The sequence below is a fragment of the Cognatazoarcus halotolerans genome, from assembly GCF_009800965.1.
Classification (GTDB): Bacteria; Pseudomonadota; Gammaproteobacteria; order Burkholderiales; family Rhodocyclaceae; genus Cognatazoarcus; species Cognatazoarcus halotolerans.
The window spans coordinates 240,263-262,601 of sequence record NZ_WUAF01000003.1 but is presented as its reverse complement, the minus strand read 5'-3'; the positions used below and the strand labels follow the sequence as shown (position 1 = coordinate 262,601).

Annotated in this window: 19 protein-coding genes; 12 read left to right on the top strand and 7 right to left on the bottom strand. The window is 65.6% G+C overall.

The genetic code is table 11. The features are described from left to right. The first annotated feature begins 29 nt into the window (after positions 1-29). The gene (locus GQB03_RS06150) at positions 30-656 is read left to right on the top strand and encodes a 5-formyltetrahydrofolate cyclo-ligase (RefSeq protein ID WP_159686286.1); all 627 of its coding nucleotides are present in this window, start codon (positions 30-32) and stop codon (positions 654-656) included. Next, complete coding sequence (locus tag GQB03_RS06145; protein WP_159686078.1) at positions 653-1,294, top strand: ceramidase domain-containing protein; 642 nt, start codon at positions 653-655, stop codon at positions 1,292-1,294. The genes GQB03_RS06150 and GQB03_RS06145 overlap by 4 nt, the downstream gene beginning before the upstream one ends. A 29-nt stretch (positions 1,295-1,323) precedes the next feature. On the opposite strand, the gene GQB03_RS06140 is transcribed toward GQB03_RS06145, so the two are convergent. Beyond that, positions 1,324-1,836 carry an inorganic diphosphatase gene (locus GQB03_RS06140; RefSeq protein WP_159686075.1) on the bottom strand — a complete coding sequence of 171 codons (513 nt, stop codon included), beginning with the start codon at positions 1,834-1,836 and terminating at the stop codon, positions 1,324-1,326. Positions 1,837-1,940: 104 nt separating this feature from the next. On the opposite strand from GQB03_RS06140, the gene GQB03_RS06135 reads away from it, so the two are divergent. The 3 genes from GQB03_RS06135 (at position 1,941) to GQB03_RS06125 (ending at position 5,809) form a co-directional block, all read left to right on the top strand. Next, positions 1,941-3,200, top strand: a complete 1,260-nt coding sequence (locus GQB03_RS06135) for an Hsp70 family protein (protein ID WP_159686072.1) — start codon at positions 1,941-1,943, stop codon at positions 3,198-3,200. 113 nt (positions 3,201-3,313) lie between these two features. Continuing rightward, positions 3,314-5,437, top strand: coding sequence for an ABC transporter substrate-binding protein (locus GQB03_RS22935; RefSeq protein WP_200832126.1), 2,124 nt, complete (start codon positions 3,314-3,316; stop codon positions 5,435-5,437). 90 nt (positions 5,438-5,527) lie between these two features. Beyond that, positions 5,528-5,809, top strand: coding sequence for a hypothetical protein (locus GQB03_RS06125; RefSeq protein ID WP_046531488.1), 282 nt, complete (start codon positions 5,528-5,530; stop codon positions 5,807-5,809). Positions 5,810-5,951: 142 nt separating this feature from the next. On the opposite strand, the gene GQB03_RS06120 is transcribed toward GQB03_RS06125, so the two are convergent. From GQB03_RS06120 to ilvA, 3 genes are all read right to left on the bottom strand, one after another. After that, positions 5,952-7,460: a tetratricopeptide repeat protein gene (locus GQB03_RS06120; protein WP_159686069.1), complete on the bottom strand. Its 1,509-nt coding sequence runs from the start codon at positions 7,458-7,460 to the stop codon at positions 5,952-5,954. Continuing rightward, positions 7,441-8,799, bottom strand: a complete 1,359-nt coding sequence (locus GQB03_RS06115) for a P-loop NTPase family protein (RefSeq protein ID WP_159686066.1) — start codon at positions 8,797-8,799, stop codon at positions 7,441-7,443. Before GQB03_RS06115 ends, GQB03_RS06120 begins: the two co-directional genes overlap by 20 nt. Before the next feature lie 271 nt (positions 8,800-9,070). Further along, positions 9,071-10,594 (bottom strand): threonine ammonia-lyase, biosynthetic, encoded by a 1,524-nt coding sequence (gene ilvA, locus GQB03_RS06110; RefSeq protein WP_159686063.1) that lies wholly within the window; start codon positions 10,592-10,594, stop codon positions 9,071-9,073. 207 nt (positions 10,595-10,801) lie between these two features. Here ilvA and GQB03_RS06105 point away from each other — a divergent pair, with 207 nt between their 5' ends. From GQB03_RS06105 to GQB03_RS06090, 4 genes are all read left to right on the top strand, one after another. Beyond that, complete coding sequence (locus tag GQB03_RS06105; protein ID WP_159686060.1) at positions 10,802-11,863, top strand: metallophosphoesterase; 1,062 nt, start codon at positions 10,802-10,804, stop codon at positions 11,861-11,863. Positions 11,864-11,960: 97 nt separating this feature from the next. Beyond that, positions 11,961-12,380: a YqaA family protein gene (locus tag GQB03_RS06100; RefSeq protein ID WP_159686057.1), complete on the top strand. Its 420-nt coding sequence runs from the start codon at positions 11,961-11,963 to the stop codon at positions 12,378-12,380. 72 nt (positions 12,381-12,452) lie between these two features. Further along, entirely contained in the window at positions 12,453-12,950 is a 498-nt protein-coding gene (locus GQB03_RS06095) for a hypothetical protein (RefSeq protein ID WP_159686054.1), read from the top strand. After that, positions 12,947-14,287 carry a pyridoxamine 5'-phosphate oxidase family protein gene (locus GQB03_RS06090; RefSeq protein ID WP_159686052.1) on the top strand — a complete coding sequence of 447 codons (1,341 nt, stop codon included), beginning with the start codon at positions 12,947-12,949 and terminating at the stop codon, positions 14,285-14,287. Before GQB03_RS06095 ends, GQB03_RS06090 begins: the two co-directional genes overlap by 4 nt. Positions 14,288-14,296: 9 nt before the next feature. Here GQB03_RS06090 and GQB03_RS06085 read toward each other — a convergent pair whose 3' ends face one another. Further along, positions 14,297-14,998, bottom strand: a complete 702-nt coding sequence (locus GQB03_RS06085; RefSeq protein ID WP_159686049.1) for a hemerythrin domain-containing protein — start codon at positions 14,996-14,998, stop codon at positions 14,297-14,299. Between the two features lie 39 nt (positions 14,999-15,037). Further along, positions 15,038-15,538, bottom strand: a complete 501-nt coding sequence (locus GQB03_RS06080; protein WP_159686046.1) for a cytochrome C — start codon at positions 15,536-15,538, stop codon at positions 15,038-15,040. 454 nt (positions 15,539-15,992) lie between these two features. Here GQB03_RS06080 and GQB03_RS06075 point away from each other — a divergent pair, with 454 nt between their 5' ends. The 3 genes from GQB03_RS06075 to GQB03_RS06065 all read left to right on the top strand — a co-directional run bounded on the left by GQB03_RS06075 (position 15,993) and on the right by GQB03_RS06065 (position 21,732). Beyond that, positions 15,993-16,343 carry a RidA family protein gene (locus GQB03_RS06075; protein WP_159686044.1) on the top strand — a complete coding sequence of 117 codons (351 nt, stop codon included), beginning with the start codon at positions 15,993-15,995 and terminating at the stop codon, positions 16,341-16,343. Positions 16,344-16,606: 263 nt separating this feature from the next. After that, positions 16,607-20,497 (top strand): DUF3683 domain-containing protein, encoded by a 3,891-nt coding sequence (locus tag GQB03_RS06070; protein WP_159686041.1) that lies wholly within the window; start codon positions 16,607-16,609, stop codon positions 20,495-20,497. 257 nt (positions 20,498-20,754) lie between these two features. Continuing rightward, positions 20,755-21,732, top strand: coding sequence for a PEP-CTERM sorting domain-containing protein (locus GQB03_RS06065; RefSeq protein WP_159686039.1), 978 nt, complete (start codon positions 20,755-20,757; stop codon positions 21,730-21,732). A 62-nt stretch (positions 21,733-21,794) separates the two neighbouring features. Here the strand turns inward: GQB03_RS06065 and GQB03_RS06060 are convergent, their stop codons facing one another. Continuing rightward, a complete protein-coding gene (locus GQB03_RS06060) occupies positions 21,795-22,304 on the bottom strand; it encodes a hypothetical protein (protein ID WP_159686036.1) in 510 nt (169 codons plus the stop codon). Positions 22,305-22,339 lie beyond the last annotated feature (35 nt).

Here is a 22,339-nt window from a genome sequence, read left to right as displayed (position 1 = left end):
ACCATCCCTGCGATATTGTTCGTTCAACGATGCCGCCTTTGACCCGACACGTCCATGAAGCGGACGCCCAGCGCGTCCAACAGTTCCGCCGCCAGCTGCGCACCGAGCGTATTGTCGCCCGCGAAGCGCTGCCCGCCGACCTTTATTCGCAGTTGAATCGACGGATCATCGCCGGACTTGAGCCCCTGCTCGCCAGGCTGGCGCCAAGCTGCCTCGCCTTCTGCTGGCCCTACCGTGGCGAACCGGACCTGCGCGCGCTGGTCACCGCATGGCTTGCCGCCGCACCCGGCCGCACCGCCGCAATTCCGGTCGTCACCCGGGCAGCAACGCCCATGGTATTCAGAAAGTGGACAGCGGATACGCCGATGTCGCGGGATCCCCACGGCATCCCGATCCCTGCGCAAAGCCCGCAGGTCGAACCCGACCTCGTGCTGATTCCGCTCAACGTCTTCGACGCGCAGGGCTACCGCCTCGGTTACGGCGGCGGCTTCTTCGACCGCACCTTCGCAGCCATGGCCACGCCACCGCGCAGTGTCGGCGTGGCCTTCGAGCTCGCCCGCGCCGACTCGGTGCAGCCGCAACCGCACGACCACCCGATGGACTACATCGTCACCGAGGCCGGCCTGGTGTTCGAACGTACGGCGACGCCCGAATGAGCCTGCACGCGCTCGAGCCGATCGATCTGTACTGCGAACGCACTTCGGCCCTGCTGTGGGCCGAGCCGGTCAATGCCCTCTCCAACCTCGCCTTCATGTTCGCGGCCTGGCTCCTGCTGCGCGGCATGGATCGTGGCGCCCCGGCCGACCTGCGCGCGCTCGCCTGGCTGACCGGTCTGGTCGGCGCGGGCAGCCTGGTCTTTCACACCGTGGCGCAGGTGTGGGCCAGCGCGCTCGACGTCGGCTTCATCGCGATCTTCGTGATCGTCTATCTGCACCGGGCGCTCGTGCGCCTGCATGGCTGGCGCGAACCGGGCGCGAGCATTGCAGTAACCGCCATGCTGGTGATGAGCGCCGGCATCGCCTTCGCGGCACGCGCGCCGGCCCTCAACGGCTCGGGGATCTACCTCGGCCCCTGGCTCGCGCTGATCGCCCTCGCCCTGAGCTGCCGCCAGCATCTCGCCGGCCGCTGGCTGCGCCTTGCGGCAGCCCTTTTCGCCGTGTCGATTCTCCTGCGCAGCATCGACAAGGCAGTGTGCGCGAGCTTTCCGCTGGGTACCCATTTCGGCTGGCACCTGCTCAACGCGGGCGTACTGTGGTGCTGCATACGCGCGCTGCAAAGTGCGGACCACCGATAGCGCCGAGGATCGCTGGCAACACTGCCACCCTAGAAATCGACCAACGGCGCGGGCGACGCATCCGCCCTGGGCCGAGCCCGCGCGATCGCCTCGGCGGTCGTGATCCAACCCTCGCAGGCGTTGCGTCCCGGCCGCCCACGCCACAGGTTGAGCAGCATCTTGCAACGGGCATAGAAACGGAAGAAGCGCAGCACCCGCTCGCGCTCGCGCGGGCTGGGCGGACGGGCCCCGCAGATCAGCTTGTCGTCGGACATGCCGCGGTCGGTCAAGGTGACCGCCCCCCAGGCGCGAACCCGCACGACACTGCCGAGCGCCAGGCGTGGACCGAGCACCACCGCATCGAGCAGGTCGCCCTCCATGCCGATGTAGGCCGGTATCGCCCCGTAGTTGTAGGGACACGGCAGCGGAGAGACAAAATCCACCGCCAGGCTTGAACCACGCTTGACGAAGCCGCCGCGCGGCACTTCGATGATCACCTCGAATTCGGGCGCTTCGTCATCGCCGGTGCCGGGCAGGCAGGCAAACGGAGACTGGGCAGACATGGCGCAAGACTACTCCGGATGAGCGCCGCGGGCATGCGCGCCGCTGGCCGCTGCAGCCCCCCTCAGGTAGCATCGGCAATCGATCCAGCCTGAAGAGCGCTTGAATGCAACAGCCTGCCCGCGCCTGCGGCATAGACTTCGGCACCTCCAACTCCACGGTCGGCTGGCTTCGCCCGGGCGCACCCGCCCTGTTGCCACTCGAAGACGGCAAGCCCACCCTGCCCTCGGCGGTGTTCTTCAACGCCGATGAAGACACCACCTGCTTCGGCCGCGCCGCGCTGGATGAATACCTGGAAGGCTACGAAGGCCGCTTGATGCGCGCCCTCAAAAGCCTGCTCGGCAGCAGCCTGATCGACGGCCAGACCGAGGTCCATGGCCGCGCCCTGCGTTTCAGCGACCTCCTCGCCAGCTTCATCGGCGAGCTCAAGCTGCGCGCCGAAGCACAGGCCGGCCGCAGCTTCGACCAGGCGGTGTTCGGCCGCCCGGTGCATTTCGTCGATGATGACGCCGCCGCCGACCGCAAGGCCCAGGACACCCTAGAGGCGATCGCCCGGCAGGTGGGCTTCCGCGACGTCAGCTTCCAGTTCGAGCCGATCGGCGCCGCGCTGCACTACGAAAGCTCCCTGTCGAACGAGGAGCTCGTGCTGATCGCCGATATCGGTGGCGGCACCGCAGACTTTTCGATCGTACGACTCTCGCCCGAACGCGCCCGCGGCCTCGAGCGCCACGAAGACCTGCTCGGCAACGCCGGCATCCATATCGGCGGCACCGATTTCGACCGCGCCCTGAGCCTGGAATGCGTGATGCCGCTGCTCGGCTACCGCGGTCTCATGAAAAGCGGTGCGCAGCTGCCCGCGAGCATCTTCTTCCAGCTCGCCACCTGGCACACCATCAACTTCGCCTACACACGGCAGGTCTGGGCCGACCTGCAGCATATCTACCGCGACGCAGCCGAACGCGCGCCGCTCGACCGCCTCTCGAAACTAATCGGCCAGCGCGAAGGACACTGGCTGGCGCTGCGGGTGGAGCAGGCCAAGATCGATCTGTCGCAGGCACCCGCAGCAAAGCTGGCGCTGGATCGGCTCGAAGCCGGACTCACGGTATCGATCGGCGACGACGACTTCACCCAGGCCACCCGCGCGCTGGTCGAACAGGTTGGCGCATGCGTCGGTGAACTGCTCGACCAGACCGGGCTGCGCAGGGACCAGGTCGATACCCTCTACTTCACCGGCGGGGCAAGCGGCGTCGCCCAGCTGCGCGCGCGCATCGCCGCGGAACTGCCGGCGGCCCGATCCGTCGAAGGCGATCTCTACGGCAGCATCGGCGCGGGGCTGGCGGTGGAGGCGGCACGGCGTTACGGCTAGGGCGCTGGCAGCGCCAGGCGACGATCGGTTGTTGCAGTGCGGCAAATGCGGCCTAGAATGACCTCTGACCACGCTGCCGACAACCCGCCGGCCGCCGCAGCCAGGAAATCCGCTTGCCCCAGCTCGAATCCACCCGCCTCACCCTCGACCTGTCCGATGGCCAGGGTGGGCACTGGCGCCTCGAGGATTTCAACCTTCACCTGCCCGAAGGCACTGCGCTCGGGATCATGGCCCGCCAGCCGGGGCTTGCCTCGGCCGTGCTCGAAGCGCTGGTTGCTGCACGGCCCGCGCGCCTGGGTGGCGTGCTGCTTGACGGACGCGAACTCTGCGCGGCCAACCGGCGGGTCGTACTGGTCAGGCAAAAGCCCGAGCGCTTTCTCCTGCAGCGTGTCACCACCTATCTTCAGCGCGCTGCCGCAGCGAGTCTCGGCCGCCGGGTCGGCCGGGCGGAAGCACGGGCCTGGGTCAACCACAATCTGCGTCTCACCGGCATCGAAGACCTCGGTGCGCAACGGCTTTCGACACTTTCGAAGCACGCCCTGGCACGGGTCGAACTGACGCGGCTGCTGGTCAGTGATGCGCCGCTGGTGTGCCTCGACCATCTGTTCGACGGACTCGACGAGATCCTCAAGCGCCAGAACCTCGACCTGATGCTCGACCTGCAGGCGCGCATGACCCGCACCATGCTGTTCGCCACCGACGACGTCGAACAGGCGGTGCTGATGTCGGATCGCATACTCTGCCTCGACCTTGAGGACGGCGTGGTCGTGAGTTCCCAGATCGACGTCAACCTGCTGCGTCCGCGGGCGCGCCTCGACCTCGAACGCAGCGAGGAGGCAGGCCGACTGCTCGAGGTTCTCGGCGATCGTCTCGGTCGCTACCTGCCCGAACCCACTCCTCCCACGACGGCCGAGATCCCGCCTGCCGAAGACTCGGTCATCTTCATGGCGGACTGGGTTGCCTCACAGCCGGAACGTAACGGCAAGACGCTGGAAAAAGCCGATATCTCGCTGGGTTTCATCCCGCTGATCGACTGCGCGCCGCTGGCGATCGCGCTCGAACAAGGCTTCTTCGACGCCGCCGGGCTGAACGTCAGGCTCTCGCGCGAATCCTCGTGGAGCAACATCCAGGACAAGGTCTCGCTGGGCCTGCTCGACGGCGCCCAGATGCTCGCGGCAATGCCGATCGCGGCGGCGCTCGATGCCTCGGCCACCCCACTGGTGACCGCCATGAGCCTTGGGCGCAATGGCAATGCGATCACCGTCTCGAGTGAGTTGTGGTCGCGCCTGGGGCTTGCTGAAGACGAGGCAGCGGAACAAGCGGTCGATGCCCTCAGCGCTGCCCATGCCCTGCGCCGCGAGGTCGAGCGTCGCAGGGCTGCCCGCCAGCGGCGCATGGTGTTCGCCATCGTCGCGCCGCACTCCAGTCACAACTACCTGCTTCGCTACTGGCTGGCCTGCAGCGGTATCGACCCCGACCGCGACGTGCAGCTCACCGTCGTGCCGCCATCGCAGATGGTGGGTTACCTCGCCGCCGGCGTGCTTGACGGCTTTTGCGTTGGCGAGCCATGGAACAGCGTGGCCGCCGAAGGCGGCATCGGCAAGCCGCTGGTGTCGACCTGGCAGATCTGGAACAACCACCCCGAGAAGGTGCTCGGCGTGACCCGTGCCTGGGCCGACGCCCATCCCAACACCCACCGCGCAATGATCAAGGCCTTGCTCGACGCCTGCTGGTGGCTCGACAAGGAAGACAACCGCGCCAGCGCCTGCGAGATACTGAGCCATGGCCGCTATGTCAATGTATCGCAGGACCTGCTGATGCGCTCGCTCGGCGGCACGCGGGCCGGCGGCAGCATCGATGCCCACCAGTGCTTCCACGCCGGAGCGGCCAACTTTCCGTGGCACTCGCATGCCGCCTGGCTGCTCGGCCAGATGGTGCGCTGGGGGCAGGTACGCATGCCGCGCAACGTCGCGCGCCTGTGCGCAGACGTCTACCGCAGCGACATCTACCGCCAGGCGGCCGCCTTCGGCGATGCCCAACCGCCCGAAGACTGGAAGCCCGAGGGCGCCCATGCGCAGGACTGGACGCTCGACGCAACGCCTCGACCGCTATGCCTCGGCCCCGATCAGTTCATGGATGGCCGCGTGCTGGACGGTCCCGATCTCGACCAGCACCTCGCCGGCTACGACATTCCACCTCACGCCGGTCCTCAGAGCGGTACCGGCCACGCTGCCTGAAGCGCCTCGCAACCACATCGCCGGCCCACCTTTGGACGATAATGCCGGCCACCGGCGTCCTTGCCGCGATAACGGAACATCACCACAGTCATGACAATGAAACCCACCGACCTGCAGAAGAATCTCGGTCTCAAGATCAACGCCAGAATGGGCGCCGCCGGCACGCCCGATCGCTTCGGCGGCGCCTCGGGCAAAACCCTCGACAAGCGAGAACAGCGCCAGCAGGAGCGCGCACTGGGGCTGGTACCCTTTGCCTGCAAACTGCCGTCGGAGCTGGTCAGGACCCTGCAGGCACGCGGCGCCACGCACGAAGGCGGCATCAACGCGCTGATGGCGGAGATCGTCGCCAAGGGTTTGGCCGACGCGGGCTGAGCGATCCCGTCCGGGGCCGTCAGCCTCGGCGATGTTGGGATCGCGGGAATTCAACCCCGCTGGGACCGTAAACGCATGACCCATGCAGGATTCCGCCATCCCCCGCGTAGCGCGACGATTCCGCACGACTACCCACAGCGCCTCAAGTTTCGTCCAGTTTCCGGACAAGTGCCGTGGTGCGCTCAAGGTCGCGCAAAAGCCTAGGAATGTCCGGAAACGACTCCGCCAACTGCCGGCGCAGAGACAGGCTTTCCTCGAAGGCCACCCGCGCCGCCGACAGATCCCCGAGATCTCCCGCCACCCCGCCCACGTTATCGAGCGAAACAGACAGGTCGCGCAGCACCTGTGGGCCCTCGCCAAGGGCTTCGCGCAGCTGCCGGCTAAGGGACAGGCTCTCCTCGAAGGCCACCCGCGCCGCCGACAGATCCCCGAGATCACGCGCCACCCTGCCCACGTTATTGAGCGAAACAGACAGGTCGCGCAGCACCTGTGGGCCCTCGCCAAGGGCTTCGCGCAGCTGCCGGCGCAGCGACAGGCTCTCCTCGAAGGCCACCCGCGCCGCCGACAGATCCCCGAGATCACGCGCCACCCCGCCCACGTTATCGAGCGAAACAGACAGGTCGCGCAGCACCTGTGGGCCCTCGCCAAGGGCTTCGCGCAGCTGCCGGCGCAGCGACAGGCTCTCCTCGAAGGCCACCCGCGCCGCCGACAGATCCCCGAGATCTCCCGCCACCCCGCCCACGTTATCGAGAGCAATAGACAGGTCGCGCAGCACCTGTGGGCCCTCGCCAAGGGCTTCGCGCAGCTGCCGGCGCAGCGACAGGCTCTCCTCGAAGGCCACCCGCGCCGCCGACAGATCCCCGAGATCACGCGCCACCCTGCCCACGTTATCGAGAGCAATAGACAGGTCGCGCAGCACCTGTGGGCCTTTGCCCGAAGTCTTGCGCGCACGCACCCGTGCAATTGCCAGCGCCTGCGCTGCAATCACCTTGGCGTCCGAAATCGCACCGCGTTCGATAGCGGCCTCAAATGCCTGCGCCGCGTCCGCTAGATCAAGCCCTTCGCCGGCAGACGACGCCGCAAACAGGCGTTGCCACTCACGTTCGGAAGCCGATGGAATCCGGGATATGGCAAGGCTCGGCACCTCATCTCGCGCCCCCCGGGATACCCCAAGGGAGCCCGCAGAGGCATCTTGATCAAACAGGGGCAACGCGTCGGAAAAACTTCGAACAGCCCATAGGTCGGGCGCCAGCGCATGAAAGCGCGCCCGGAACTCGCCGGGCAATATAAGCACGAGCGGTAGGCGGACCTCGGATTCGAGCAGGAAGCGACGCTCATTGAGTCGCATCAGAAGATCGCCCACGCCTTTCTCGTCCCTTTGCGCAACCGGTGTCAGATCGACCCAGAGCGGCCCCGATCCAGGTCTCGGGCGGGCTTTGAGTATGCTCTTCAGAAGATCCCCGGTATCGAGCCGCGGGTCGGGCTTCTGCAGGCGTTGGGTACGAAGGCTACAAATACCCTCCAACCTGACTCGCAGGGCATCCGCCGCCTTCGGGTTGTGGCCGAACAAGAGAACAAGGCTGAAACCCTCTGCCCACTCGAGATGAGGGCGAAGCTTCTGCCAAAGATCGTCAAGTCCGGCGTCCGCCATTTCCGTCCAGTTCCATCCGCAGCAGTGGATGAAGGTCGTACCAGTCCTCACCGTTGCGATAGTTCAGCACGTACTTGCCTTGTTGCAGGCGCGCAAAGTCGGGCAGCTTGTCCAGACTCGGGAGGGCTGGCTTGTGGGTGCGACTGATTTCCTGAAGCCAGACGCGGTCGTCGTCGGCAATGGGTAGCATGTCGTTTCGCACCGCGTTTTCGGCATCTTCCACGATGCCGCCGGAAAGCGGCAACGCTGACTGCGGCGCGCGAGCGAGCGCCAACCGAAGCATCCGGAAGTAGTCGCGGAGATCCCCGCCCGAACTCTGGGCAAGCCTTGCAAGTGCCGCCTCGGTAAAGAAATCCCGCCAGAAGGCGAAGCGTCGATCCACGATGTCGCGCATTTTCGCGATGCCGGTCTCGTCCGTCGCTGGGGCTTTGCCTGGCTCTGGACAACAGGTGTAGATGTGCAGACTTGGCAAGGTGTAAATCCGGCCGCCCGCATAATAGGCGCCCAGCCCGCCCGCCAGCGCCGACAGATATGGCGGCACGGTGTAGATCGTATTCAGCCCGGAAAAACGCAACTTGTCGGCGTGCGAGGCGAACAGCGTCTCGGCGCTCTTGAAAATCTCCCGGACATCCTGACTGTCGCCAACGCCGCGTAGCCGCTCTATCGAGTCGACAATCAGGACGATCTTCAGGTCAGGATCGCTACGCTTCTGCCGCAGTGCCTCGACTACATCCAGTACATAGGCGCGCGCCTGTTCGACCAGCCGTTCGACGACACCGCGGGTTTTCTTCTGAAGCTCTCGCTTGAAGCTGGGGTTCTGGTTGAGCGATGCCTTGAATTCGATGGGGCCGGCTGGCAGCTTGATTTCATCGAAGGACACCTCCGCCTGCAGAAATTGCAAGACCCGCTCGAGATACCCCGCTCCTGCGGGGTTCTCACCGATACGCTCAGCGGCCTTTTCGGAGAATGCGCCTATCACGCTGATCAGAAAATCCGTGACTTCGATGCGCTGGGTAAGCGGGAGATAGTCCGCCATGTCTACATAGAAGACTTCGCAACTCAACTCCTCCAGGCGCCTCGCGAGGCGGAGCAGTTCAGTCGTCTTGCCGGTACCACGATTGCCGGAGAAAAGGTAGGAGCCGGCGCTCAACGAGAAATCAATCTGGTTGGCAAGCTCTTCAACCGGATCGCGCTCGCTACCGCCATGGATGCAAGGCACATAAATCTTTTCGGGCAGGGCCCTTTCAGCCGACACGAGCCGGTCGAGCCCGAAATTGATTGGCTTGTCGAAATCGAGCGCGTTGTAGAACTGTTTTGCCCGCTTTCTCTTGTCATCCATCCGCTGCCCCTTTACTGGCGACTACCCGAAACCCGCAAGTTTCGATTCTACGTACTAAAGGCCAGCTCCATAAGCCGCCCTGCCCCGTAGGGTTGGACAACAGGACCCACCCACTGGTTGGTGCGTCAGGAAACAGACCTGATGTGCCGCCTTCCGGGATCGAAGCAGGGGGCGCCCAGCCCAATCCTCTCGACCAAAATCACCTCGGAAGAAATAGACACGCTCCAATTAGAAACGGCGACACCATCGGTGTCGCCCCCATTGCCGCCCCTCAGCCAAGAAACATCCGGTAGGCCGGATTGCCGCTCTCATCCACGTATTCATAACCCAGCCGATCCAGGAAGTCCTGGAAGGCCGGCTTGTCGGCCTCGGGGACCTGCATGCCGACCAGCACGCGGCCGAAGTCGGAGCCATGGTTGCGGTAGTGGAAGAGGCTGATGTTCCAGTCAGAGCGCAGAGTCGAAAGGAAATTCATGAGTGCGCCGGGGCGCTCGGGGAAGATGAAACGGTAGAGCACCTCGTTGTCCGCCTGCGGGGCGTGGCCGCCGACCATGTAGCGGATGTGGCTCTTGGCCATCTCGTCGTCGGTGAGATCGATGGCTGGCAGTTCGTGGCGCTCGAGCATTTCCACCAGGCGCTCGGCCTCGCTGCGGTTGTGCACCGAGACGCCGACGAAGATGTGGGCGACTTCCTGGTTGGCGTAGCGGTAGTTGAATTCGGTGATGTTGCGGTTGCCGAGCACGCCGATGAACTTGCGGAAAGAGCCCGGTTTTTCCGGGATCGTCACCGCCAGCACCGCTTCGCGCTGTTCGCCGAGCTCGGCGCGCTCCGCGACGAAACGCAGGCGGTCGAAGTTCATGTTGGCGCCAGAGGCCACCGCGACGAGCGTCTTGTCGCGCAGCTTGTTGCGCTTGGCCCATTCCTTGGCACCGGCCACGGCGAGCGCGCCGGCCGGTTCGAGGATGGAGCGGGTGTCTTCGAACACATCCTTGATCGCGGCGCAGATGGCATCGTTGTCAACCAGGATCATCTCGTCCACATACTGCTGGCAAAGTCGGAAGGTTTCCGCGCCCACCAGCTTGACCGCCGCGCCGTCGGCGAACAGGCCGACCTGCTCGAGCTCGACCCGCTCACCCTTCTCGAGTGACTGGGTCATGGCGCAGGCATCGACCGCCTCCACGCCGATGATCTTCACGTCCGGCCGCACCCGCTTGATGTAGGCAGCAACCCCGGCGATGAGGCCGCCACCACCAACGCAGCAGAACACCGCATGCAGCGGCTTGGGGTGCTGGCGCAGGATCTCCATCGCGATGGTGCCCTGGCCGGCGATCACGTCGGGATCGTCGTAGGGGTGGACGAAGGTGAGTTTTTCGGCCTTTTCGAGTTCGATCGCGTGGGCGTAGGCGTCGGAATACGATTCGCCCGCCAGCACCACCTCGCCGCCACGGTTCTTGACCGCATCGATCTTGATCTGCGGCGTGGTGGTGGGCATCACGATCACCGCGCGCACGCCGAGGAAGCTCGCGGACAGCGCCACGCCCTGGGCGTGGTTGCCGGCGGAGGCGCAGATCACGCCACGCTTGAGCGCCTGCGGCGAGAGCTTGGCCATCTTGTTGTAGGCGCCGCGGATCTTGAAGCTGAAGACCGGCTGCATGTCTTCGCGCTTGAGGAAAATGCTGTTGTGAATTCGGGCAGACAGGTTGGGCGCGTAATCGAGCGGCGTTTCCTCCGCCACGTCATAAACCTGCGCATTGAGGATGCGCTCCAGATAATCGTCTGCCTGCTTCGCGGTCATGCCAGAACCCTTGCGTCCACGGGGGAAAAGGGTTGGAGCGTAACAGCCCGCGCTGCACCGCCGCAAGGCACGCTTTCGGCATCATCGGCCGACACACTTCTCTCGGGACACGAAACCGACACATTGACTGCCTAGAGTCTCGGTGCCCGACCCGTTTCAAGCACCGCCGGGCGCCCCAGCCCGACCATCCTATCAAGGAGACTTCCAATGCATTCCCGACGTCTGCGCGTGCTCGCGCTTTCCGCCCTCGCCAGCCTCACCCTGTCGGCGCCCGCCATCGCCGACGACAATCCCTGGGGCAATCGCGTCAACGAGCACGCCCGCAACACCGCCTCGTTCGCGCTGATCGGCGATACGCCCTACGGTACTGCAGCCGAACCGAAATTCGACCGTGTCATCAAGGAAATCAACAACGCGCGCCAAGTGCGCTTCGTGATCCACACCGGCGACATCAAGGCCGGCAGCGAGCGCTGCGACGACGCCCTGCTGATGCATCGCTTCGAGCAATACCAGACCTTCCGCACCGCCTTCGTGCTGACCCCGGGCGATAACGACTGGACTGACTGCCACCGCAGCAACAACGGCGGCTACAACCCGGTGGAACGGCTCGCCAAGCTGCGCGAGATCTTCTACCCGGTACCCGGCATGAGCACCGGCGGCAAGCCGATGCGGGTGCACACCCAGGCTTTCGAACGCGGCTTCGAGACCTTCGTCGAGAACCAGCTATGGTCCTTCTCTGGCGCCACCATCGCCACCCTGCACGTAATCGGCAGCAACAACGATCTCGCCCCGTGGAACCAGATCGACGCCTCCGACAGCTACGAAAACCCGCGCGCCGACCGCATCGCGGAGTATCAGGCGCGCGAGACGGCCAACCTGGCCTGGATCGAGCGGATCTTTGCCCATGCGCGGGCCACCCGCGCCAGCGGCGTGCTGATCGCCATGCAGGCCAATCCCAACTTCGATCTGCCGGCCAGCGATCTGGAGCGCCGCGGCTTCAACGCCGTGCTCGATGCGATCACCCGCAACGCCATCGCCTACGGCAAACCGGTCATGATCGCCCACGGCGACAGCCACTATTTCCGCGTCGACAAGCCGCTCAATGCGCCGGACGCAAGCGGTGCCACCTCGCTGGTGACCAACGTCACGCGGGTCGAGAACTTCGGCTCGGCGAACATCCACTGGGTTGAGATCGAGGTCGATCCGCGCGACGAGAACGTGTTCCGCGTGATCCAGCACATCGTCGCCGCCAACGCGCCGCAGCGCTGAAACTCGTGGGACCGGCGCCCCGGCCCGCGCCGGGGCGCGGCCGCTGCGTGGGGCGCGTACCAGGCGCGACCCACGCCATCGCGTTACAGTCGCGGCCATGGATTTCCTCACCCTGCTCGATCCCGGCCCCGATGCGGGCCTCGCTGCGCTCTTCGTTGCGAGCTTTCTGGCCGCCACCATTCTGCCCGGCGGCTCCGAGGCGGTCTTCGCCGGGCTGGTAAGCCTGCATCCCGGGCAGGCCAACGCGGCGCTGGTGCTCGCAACCGTCGGCAACACCCTGGGCGGCATGAGCACCTACCTGCTGGCGCGCCTGTTCCCTCAGGCCGGCGCGCCCGAGCGTCTGGCCTGGCTGCAGCGCCACGGGGCCCCCGCGCTGATCCTCGCCTGGGCACCACTGGTGGGCGACGCGCTGTGCGCTGCGGCAGGCTGGCTGCGTCTCGGCTGGCTGCCCTGCCTCGGCTGGATGGCGCTCGGCAAGGCCTTGCGCTACAGCGTCATTCTGGCGCTGCTGAATTAGCAATCTCCCGCACACGCACGGGCGCGGATGCGCTAGATTTTGCACATTGCGTCCGACGAGGCTTCGCGCTCGATGACCTCCCCGCTCAACCCGGCGCTGGCCGCCTTCCTGACCAGCCACATCTCGATCCACTTCGCCGCCACCGGCACCAACGGCATGGCCACGCTGGTGCGCGGCCTGGGCTGCAGGATCGCGCCCGAGGCACCAACGCGGCTGCGCCTGCTGGTATCGCGGCCGCAGGCCGAGCCGGTATTGCGCGCGATCGAGGAGACCGGCCGGATCGCCGCGGTGTTCAATGAACCGGAAAGCCACCGCACGGTGCAACTCAAGGGGATCGACGCACGCCTTGAAAGTGTCGACCAGTGCGATCAGGCGATACACGGGCCCTACGTAGACGAGATGAGCCGGCGTCTCAAGGTCTTCGACACGCCGGAGCCCCTGGTCCGCACCCTGCTCGCCTGCGCCCCGGGCGAGTTCGCAGTGGTCAGCTTCACGCCGCAGGAACTCTTTGGCCAGACGCCCGGCCCCCAGGCCGGGGCACGGCTACCGGCAGGGACGGGGGCACCATGAACCGCCTCATCAGCATGGATTCGCTGCGCAACTGCCTCGAGGGCGTCGTGCCGTCAGGCATCGCCACCAGCAGCCCGGACGGCACGCCCAACGTCACCTACATCTCGCAGCTGATGTACGTAGACCAGGACCACGTCGCGCTGTCCTTCCAGTTCTTCAACAAGACCCGCGAGAACATCCTCGCCAATCCGCAGGCAACGGTCCTGATGATGGACCCCGACACCGCGGCGCGCTATCGCATCACCATCCGCTACCTGCGCACCGAAACGTCCGGCGCGCTGTTCGAGCGCATGAAGGCCAAGCTCGCCGGCATCGCCTCGCAGACCGGCATGACCGGGGTGTTCCGGCTGCTCGGCGCCGACATCTACCGGGTGCTCGCCATCGAGGCGCTGCCGGGGCGGGAACTGCCTCCTGCGGAGATCGGGCCGGCACTGCTGCCGGCGCTGCGCCGCAGCGTCGATGCGCTGCGCGAATGCCGCAGCCTGGACGGTCTCATCGACACCTTCGGCAGCTGTCTCGAACGCCACTTTGCACTGGATCACCAGATGCTCCTGATGGTCGACGAGGGCGGCCAGCGACTCTACATTGTCGCCAGCCGCGGTTACGCAAGCTCCGGCGCGGGCGCCGAGATTCCCGTCGGCGTGGGCGTGATCGGCGTAGCGGCGCGCGAGCGCACACCGATCCGCATCATATTTCCGGCTGCGGAGTACGCCTATGGACGTGCGATCCGCGAACAGATCGAAAAGGGCGAACTGGCCGACGAACTGGAAACCGAGATCCCGCTGCCGGGCCTGGCCGAGCCATCCAGCCAGCTGGCGGTGCCGATCCTCGCCGGCGAGCGCCTGATGGCGGTGCTCTACATCGAAAGCGACCAGCAATGCCGCTTCGGCTACGACCTCGAGGACGCACTGGTGGCGCTGTGCGCACAGGTCGGCTTTGCCATGTGCGCGCTGCAATCCACAACCGGGGAAGAAGGCGCCGCACCGGCCGCACCCGCCGCGGTTGGCCAAGGGGCGGCCCTGCGGGTCAGACACTTCGGGCGCGACAACAGCGTCTTCCTCGACGACGAATACCTCATCAAGGGCGTCGCCGGCGCGATCCTCTGGAAGCTTCTGCGCGAACACGCCGACAGCGGCCGCAGCGAGTTCTCCAACCGTGAGCTGCGCCTCGACCTCGGCCTCAAATTGCCTGAACTGTGTGACAACCTCGACGCGCGGCTGATCCTGCTGTCGCGCCGCCTGGCCGACCGCTGCGAACATCTACGCATCGAGAAGACCGGACGCGGGCGCTTCCGGCTGGCGCTGGCGCGCCCGGTCGTTCTCGAGGGCGAGGGCTGAACGGTCGCCTCAGGCAGCGCGGCGCAGGCCACTCTCCAGCTTGGCCAGCGCCCGCGCATCGAGATGAGGACGCACATCGTCGAGCAAGGACTCGAACACCGCAGGCGGAACCGCCTCGCGCAACGGCCCCATCACCGCGAGCCGCTCGGCCGGGGTCATCGCCGGGATCATCCAGCGTAGCGCCAGAGCCATCTCGGCAGGTTGGATCATGGCGTGGATACGGTGCTCCAGTTCGATCAGCTCGGCATCCGAACAGGCCAGCCAGAGCGCTTCGTTGTGGTCCGTTTCTTCCATATGCATGTGCAGGAAGTTCTCGCCGACGAAGATCGCCAGCAGCCGGTACAGACGCAGCGCGGCGCGCGTCCGGGTACATCCGCTGCTTTCGCGAACCTGGGCGATCTGCGCCGAGATGATGGCCAGGCTGGTCTCGTGATCGGCGTGGTCCTCGCTGGCCTGCTGCGCGGCGCCGGCCCGGTGCGCTTCGAGCGCGGGGTGGATCACCGCGTTCTCGTGCTCCAGATGACCGCGGCAGAAATCGAGCAACAGGCTCACGCCGTCGAGGGTCTCGGCAAGCTCTACATCATCGTCGGGGTCCATGCATCCAAGACGACGCAGTGTCTCGCACATGAAGGCGCGCATGCCCTTGTGGATGCCGACATACAGATCATGGCGCGGGGCACGGGCAGCGGATACGGAACGAATGAAACTCATGGTCAAATCCTCTTTGAAATGAAATCGGGTGGGCACTACTCAGTGGGCCAGTTGGCCGAGTGTCACGGTGGTGGGCGGTTGCGGGACGAAGACGAAGTGCGGCGTCGGAATCGGCGCGCCCGGTGGCAACGCGGCCGGCGCGGCTTCGCCACTTGCACCGAGATGACGCAGGTAGCGATAGACGGCACGCTGATCCTTGTCGCTCATCGCCTTCAGCGCACCCCAGGGCATCGGCGGCAAACCGCCACGGCGACTGCGCGCAAGCCACTCCGATTCGCTAAGGCCGGCCGCGACGAGACGCAGGTTGGCCGGGTAGCTGACGCCCCAGGGACCGCTGAAACCGACCGCCATGCCGGTCAGCCGCTCGGTCTCGGGAATCTGCTCGCCACGCTGGGCGAAGCCGGGGGTGTGGCAATCGTTGCAGCCGCCGACCGCCAGCAGGTAACGCCCGCGATCGACCAGACCGCCATCCCCGCCTGCATGCGCAACAGCGCCGAGGGCAAAGGTGGCCAGTAACAATGCGATGAGTGACTTCTTCATGTAGCGCTCCGTCTTGTGGATGGGTTTCCGCCTGGATAAGTGTTCGCCGGCCCGGCCGGGCGGATGGGCCGGGGCAGCAAAATCGGGTTTCGGCATCTGGATGGCGGCCACCATGAGAAGGCCCGACGCAGCGGGCGCGCTCGCAACGAAGCGTCGCGCTGCGGACGCCGGCGGCGCAGACCGGCAGGAGCACCGGTCAAACCCTCGTGCGAACCAGGCGTTACCTGCAGCCGCTGGCGCGGTCACATCGCCGGCACCACTGCCGACAAGGCTCGGGAGTTTCGTTAGCATGTCGCGTCTCGCGTCTTCCATGGTGTCGTTTCCTGTCAGGCTGAGGCCTGGCTTCATGGGTATGCAGACTACGGTTCGACATTCCGACGCGCTCTTAAGACTTCAGTCACCAATCCCTAAAAAATTGCTAAAACGATCGTTTGAATCACTTGGAGATTTGCAGATGGACATCCAGCGCTACGGCACCACCCGCCGCTATTCCGACATCGTGACCCACGGCGGCACGCTCTACACGGTGGAAGTCCCCAGCAGTGAGGGCACCGACATCCGCACCCAGACCCGCGAGATCCTCGCCAGCATCGACGCCTTGCTCGCGCGCGCCGGCTCGAGCAAAGAGCGCATCCTCATGGCCACCATCTACCTCACCGAGATGGCCGACTACGACGGCATGAACGAGGTGTGGGACGACTGGCTGCCGGAAGGGACCGCTCCGTGCCGTGCCTGCGTGCGGGTCGCGGGCCTGGCGGCGCCGGGCTGGCGGGTGGAGATCGCGCTGACCGCAGCGGTCGGCTGACCGTCGAAAGCCTGGTCGGGGCGCCTGATCGTCGCCCGTCCGGCGGACTCAGCGACGCGGGGGATCGCATTCGCGGCCGGCCCGAGGCCGGATTCGAGGCAGGCTGGCGCCGCCACAGGCCTGCTCCCGGCCGGTGCCGAAGGGCTGCCCGCCTTTGACGGCATAAAGCCCACTGGCACCGTAAGGTCTTGATTTTTTCTGCATCTTGCAATGCAGTCCGATAAAATCGAGGGTTTCCCCGGCAGCACCAGTCCAGGTAACCCATGACCCAACGCCTGCGCGAGATTCCCTACAACTACACCTCCTACTCGGATCGCGAGATCGTCATCCGCCAGCTCGGCGACGATGCCTGGCAGATCGTCGACGAACTGCGCAAGGAGCGGGTGACCGGCCGCTCGGCGCGGATGCTCTACGAAGTGCTCGGCGACATCTGGGTGGTGCAGCGCAACCCCTACCTGCAGGACGACCTGCTCGAGAACCAGGGCCGCCGCGAAGCGCTGGTCAAGGCGCTGCGGCACCGCCTCGCCGAGGTCGACAAGCGCCGCCGCGAATCCGCCGCCGACGACCCCGAGCGCGCGCAGAAGGTGGAGCGCCTGGTCAAGGCGGCCGGCGAGGCGGTGGATGGTTTCGAGCGTTTCTTCGTCGACACCCTGATGCTGCGCCGCAAGGCCCAGCGTGCGCTGGCCCGCCACACCCGCAAGGACAACATCTGTTTCGACGGCCATGCACGGGTCTCGCACGTCACCGACGCAACCGACTGGCGGGTGGAATACCCCTTCGTGGTCCTCTACCCGGACACCGAGGAGGAAATGGCGCCGCTGGTGAAGAGCTGCATCGAGCTCGGCCTGACCATCATCCCGCGTGGCGGCGGCACCGGCTACACCGGCGGCGCGATCCCGCTCGACGCACACTCCGCGGTCATCAACACCGAAAAGCTGATCTCGATCGGCCCGGTCGAGGAATCCCTGCTGCCCGGCCTGCCCGGCGCCCCCGACAAACCCTACGCGACGATCCGCACCGGCGCGGGCGTGGTGACCGAGCGCGTGGCCGAGGCGGCCACGCTGGCCGGCCGCGTCTTCGCAGTCGATCCCACTTCCGCCAGCGCTTCGTGCATCGGCGGCAACGTGGCGATGAACGCCGGCGGCAAGAAGGCGGTGCTGTGGGGCACCGCGCTGGACAACCTGGCGTGGTGGAAGATGGTCACGCCCGACGGCAACTGGCTTGAGGTGGAGCGCCTCGACCACAACTTCGGCAAGATCCACGAGCAGGAGACGGTGCACTTCCGCCTGCGGCGCTTCGACCCCACCGGCAGCCGGTTGCTCGCCGAGGAAACGCTGTCGATGCCCGGCGCAGCCTGCCGCAAAGACGGGCTCGGCAAGGACGTCACCGACAAGTTCCTCGGCGGCGTGCCTGGGGTACAGAAGGAAGGCACCGACGGCCTGATCGTGGCGGCCCGCTGGGTGCTGCACAAGATGCCACCGGTCACCCGCACCGTGTGCCTCGAGTTCTTCGGCCAGGTCCGCGAGGCGGTGCCGGCGATCGTCGAGATCACCGACTGGTTCAAGCCGGGCGGCGAAGGCCACCGCCTCGGCGTGCAGCTCGCCGGTCTCGAACACCTCGACGAGCGCTATGTGAATGCGGTGGGCTACACCACCAAGGCCAAACGCCACGGCCGCCCGAAGATGGTGCTGATCGGCGACATCGTCGGCCACGACGAGACCGCGGTGATGACCGCGGCCTCCGAGATGGTCCGCATGACCAACGCGCGTGGTTCCGAAGGCTTCATCGCGGTCAGCCCCGAGCAGCGCAAGCGCTTCTGGCTGGACCGCGCCCGCACCGCCGCGATCTCGCGCCACACCAACGCCTTCAAGATCAACGAGGACGTGGTGATTCCGTTACCGCGCATGGGCGACTACTGCGACGGCATCGAGCGCATCAACATCGAACTATCCACGCAGAACAAGCTCGCCCTGTGCGATGCGCTGGCCGAACTCCTCGGCGGCGAACTGCCGCTCGACCAGGGCGACGAGGTGCTCGAGAGCGGCATGGTCATCGGCGACCGTCGCCAATCGGCGCTCGATTACGTGGCCAGCGTGCGTCGGCGCTGGCAGTGGCTGCTGGACAATCTCGACACTCCGCTGGCCGAGGCCGAGGCGGCATTCGGCGAGTACGGCGTGGCGGCCGGCGCGCTGGTCAATACCGCGGCGGACCCGGTGCTGTTCCACCGCCTGCAGGACTACTCGGTACGCACCTCCTGGAAGACCGAGCTCAAGCCGCGGCTCGACAAGATTTTCGAAGGCAAGGTCTTCGGGCCGGTGATCGAGCGCATCGAGCAGATCCACGCCGAGGTGCTGCGCGGCCGCGTCTTCGTGGCGCTGCACATGCACGCTGGCGACGGCAACGTGCACACCAACATCCCGGTCAACTCCGACAACTACGAGATGCTGCAGACGGCCTACAAGGCGGTCGATCGCATCATGGCGCTGGCGCGCTCGCTCGACGGGGTCATCTCGGGCGAACACGGCATCGGCATCACCAAGCTCGACTATCTCACCGACGCCGAGATGTCGAACTTCCGGGACTACAAGCAGAAGGTCGACCCGAAAGGCCACTTCAACCGCGGCAAACTCATGCCCGGCGCCAACCTCGATCGTGCCTACACCCCCAGCTTCAACCTCATGGGGCACGAGTCGCTGATCATGGAGCAGACCGAGATCGGCGAGATCGCGCATGACATCAAGGACTGCCTGCGCTGCGGCAAGTGCAAGCCGGTGTGCTCCACCCATGTGCCGCGCGCCAACCTGCTGTACAGCCCACGCAACAAGATCCTCTCCACCTCGCTGCTGATCGAGGCGATGCTCTACGAGGAGCAGACCCGCCGTGGCGTATCGCTGGCCCATTGGGCCGAGTTCGAGGACGTGGCCGACCACTGCACGGTGTGCCACAAGTGCGAGAAGCCCTGCCCGGTGGACATCGACTTCGGCGATGTCTCGATCAAGATGCGCAACCTGCTGCGCAAGCAGGGCAAGAAGTCCTTCAACCCCGGCAAGGCCGCGGCGATGGCCTTCCTGACAGTCAAGGACCCGGCCACCATCAAGCTGATCCGCACCGGCATGATCGAGTGGGGCTACAAGGCGCAGCGCATGGCGCACAACGTCGGCAAGTCGCTCGGCCTCATCCAGGAACAGGTCAAGGCACCGCCGGCCACGCTTGGCAAGGCACCGCTCAAGGCGCAGGTGATCCACTTCATCAACAAGCCGATGCCGGGCAATCTGCCCAAACGCACCAGCCGCGCGCTGCTCGACATCGAGGACGACAAGATCATCCCGGTGATCCGCAACCCGCAGGTCAAGCGGGATGAATCGGACGCGGTGTTCTACTTCCCGGGTTGCGGCTCCGAGCGCCTGTTCAGCCAGGTTGGTCTGGCCACCCAGGCCATGCTCTACCACGTCGGGGCCACCACGGTGCTGCCGCCGGGCTACCTGTGCTGCGGCTATCCGCAGACCGCCGCCGGCGAGGAAGACAAGGGCCAGAAGATCACCACCGACAACCGGGTGCTGTTCCACCGCGTTGCCAACACGCTCAACTACCTCGACATCAAGACCGTGGTGGTGTCCTGCGGCACCTGCATGGATCAGTTGCAGAAGTACCAGTTCGAGAAGATCTTCCCGGGCTGCCGCCTCGTCGACATCCATGAATACCTCATGGAAAAGGGCGTCAAGCTGGACGGCATCACCGGTACCAAGTACATGTACCACGAACCCTGCCACACCCCGATGAAGATCCACTCCGGCATCAAGGTGGCCAACGAGCTGATGGGCACGCGGGTGGACCTCTCGGACCGCTGCTGCGGCGAATCGGGCACCCTCGCCGTGGCCCGGCCCGACATCTCGACCCAGGTGCGCTCACGCAAGCAGGAAGAGATCGAGAAAGGCGCGGCGGCGCTGCGCGGTGACGACGTCACCGCCAGGGTCAAGGTGCTCACCTCCTGCCCGAGCTGCCTGCAGGGCCTTAGCCGTTACGCAGACGATGCAGGCGGCGTGGATGCCGACTACATCGTCATCGAGATCGCCAGGAACCTGCTCGGCGAGGACTGGATGCCGGATTATGTCAAGCGTGTCAATTCGGGTGGCATAGAACGGGTTCTGCTCTGAACGCAGGATGCATCACGGGGTCGCGCAAAGCCCCGTGATGCCTCGACTTGCGCGGCAGGAGCAGGTCACATGGGCTGAATATGTGTCGATAGAATTTACATTCTGCCCATGGCCGCCGTTGCGGACGACACACATTTCGCGAAGCCAAAGTTTTTTGCCCCGCCAAATCAGTAATTTGTATCCAATCGAGACTTCTCTGGCACCGAATTTGCGTAGCGGCGACTACGATTCATTCGGAACTCACTCAGGAGAAGCAGATGAAATTGAAAGTCCTCGTGGCAGCGCTGGCTGCCGGTTCGGCACTGCTGGGCTCGACGGCAGCACTGGCAACCCCGATCACCATCAACAACAATTATGTGCAGTTCACCGTCAGTGATGACGGTACGCTCGGCAACAACACCATCCGTCCGGGCCTGATCTACGACCCCTCCGGCACTGCGACCTTCGATCAGAATACCGACTACGTCGCACCGGGTACTCCGTTCGAAGGCTTTGGCGTGCGCGTCGGCACCGGTGGCCTGCTGTTCAACAGCAACAGCACCAGCGGCGGGAGCGTCGGTAGCAGCGAAGCCTTCGCAATGACCAGCCTGACCGACGTCAGCGGAACCGTCGCCGATTTCGCGATTCGCTGGACCGGTACGATGGCAGGCACGATGGCCATCGAGCATCTGTTCTTCATGAACGCGGGCGACGAGCGGATCAACATGCGCACCACCGTCACCGCGCTGAGCGATCTCGTCAACGTGCGTATCTCCCGCGCAGTCGACCCCGATCCCGACAACAACGCGACCGGTAGCGCAACAACCCAGAACCAGCGCGGCATCGACGCCAACAACGACGGGGATTACGTCGACGCCGGCGACGTGAGCCAGAGTGATTTCGTCGGCTCCATCGGCCTGATCTCCGGCCGCCCGCTCGGCCTGTTCTCGGATTCGGCATACACGCACAATACCGGCATCGTGTTCTCGTGCTGCTCGGTCACCGATCCGGACGTATACCTTGCTGGCGGCCAGGCCTCGTCCTCGACGAACGACCACGGTATCGGCATCGCCTTCAACATCGGCGACCTCGCTGCCGGCGAGCAAGCCGTGCTCAACTATGCGTACGTGATGGGCGGTTCTCTCGCGACCATCGACATTCCGGAAGATCCTACCGGCACCGTGCCTGAGCCCGGCATGCTCGCCCTGCTTGGCGCCGGTCTGTTCGGTCTGATGCGCTCGCGTCGTCGTAGCTGATCGGCTGGTGCGAAATCAAACGGGGCCGCATGCGGCCCCGTTTTCATTTACCGGGCACGCCTTCAGGCGTCCGGAGCCGAGCGACGGCGCGTGCTGCGACGAGCGGGAGTCGCCTCGACCTGCTCTTCGAGCAACTTGCTGGCCGCAACGCTGGCATCGGCGACCAGCTCGGCCGACGATTCCGCCGCATCCACCGCCAGCTCGGCGGCCGTCACCGCAAATTCGGTACCGCGCGGAGTCCAGCGGCGAAGATCTTCGAGACCCTCGTGGGCACCGAGTCGCATCAGCTGCAACTGCGCCTCGACCAGTTCGACCCAGCGCGCATAGCTGCTCGAGAGCAGTTCCATCGACTCGCGCACCACGACCATCGAGGCTTCAAGGTCTGCGCCACGAACGGCCCGGCCGAGTGCGATCTCCCGGGCCTGATCGCGGCCGGCACTGGCTTGCGATTGCAGGTGCCGCAGCGACAGGGTCGACAAACCCTGCAAGGTGTCGGCTGCAAGCAGCCCGGCAGCGTGGAGGTTATCGAGCGCGTCGAGGTGATGCTGACGAAGCAGATGGCGGGCGATCATGTGAAACTCCTGTGAAATGGACGTTCGGTGAGAGT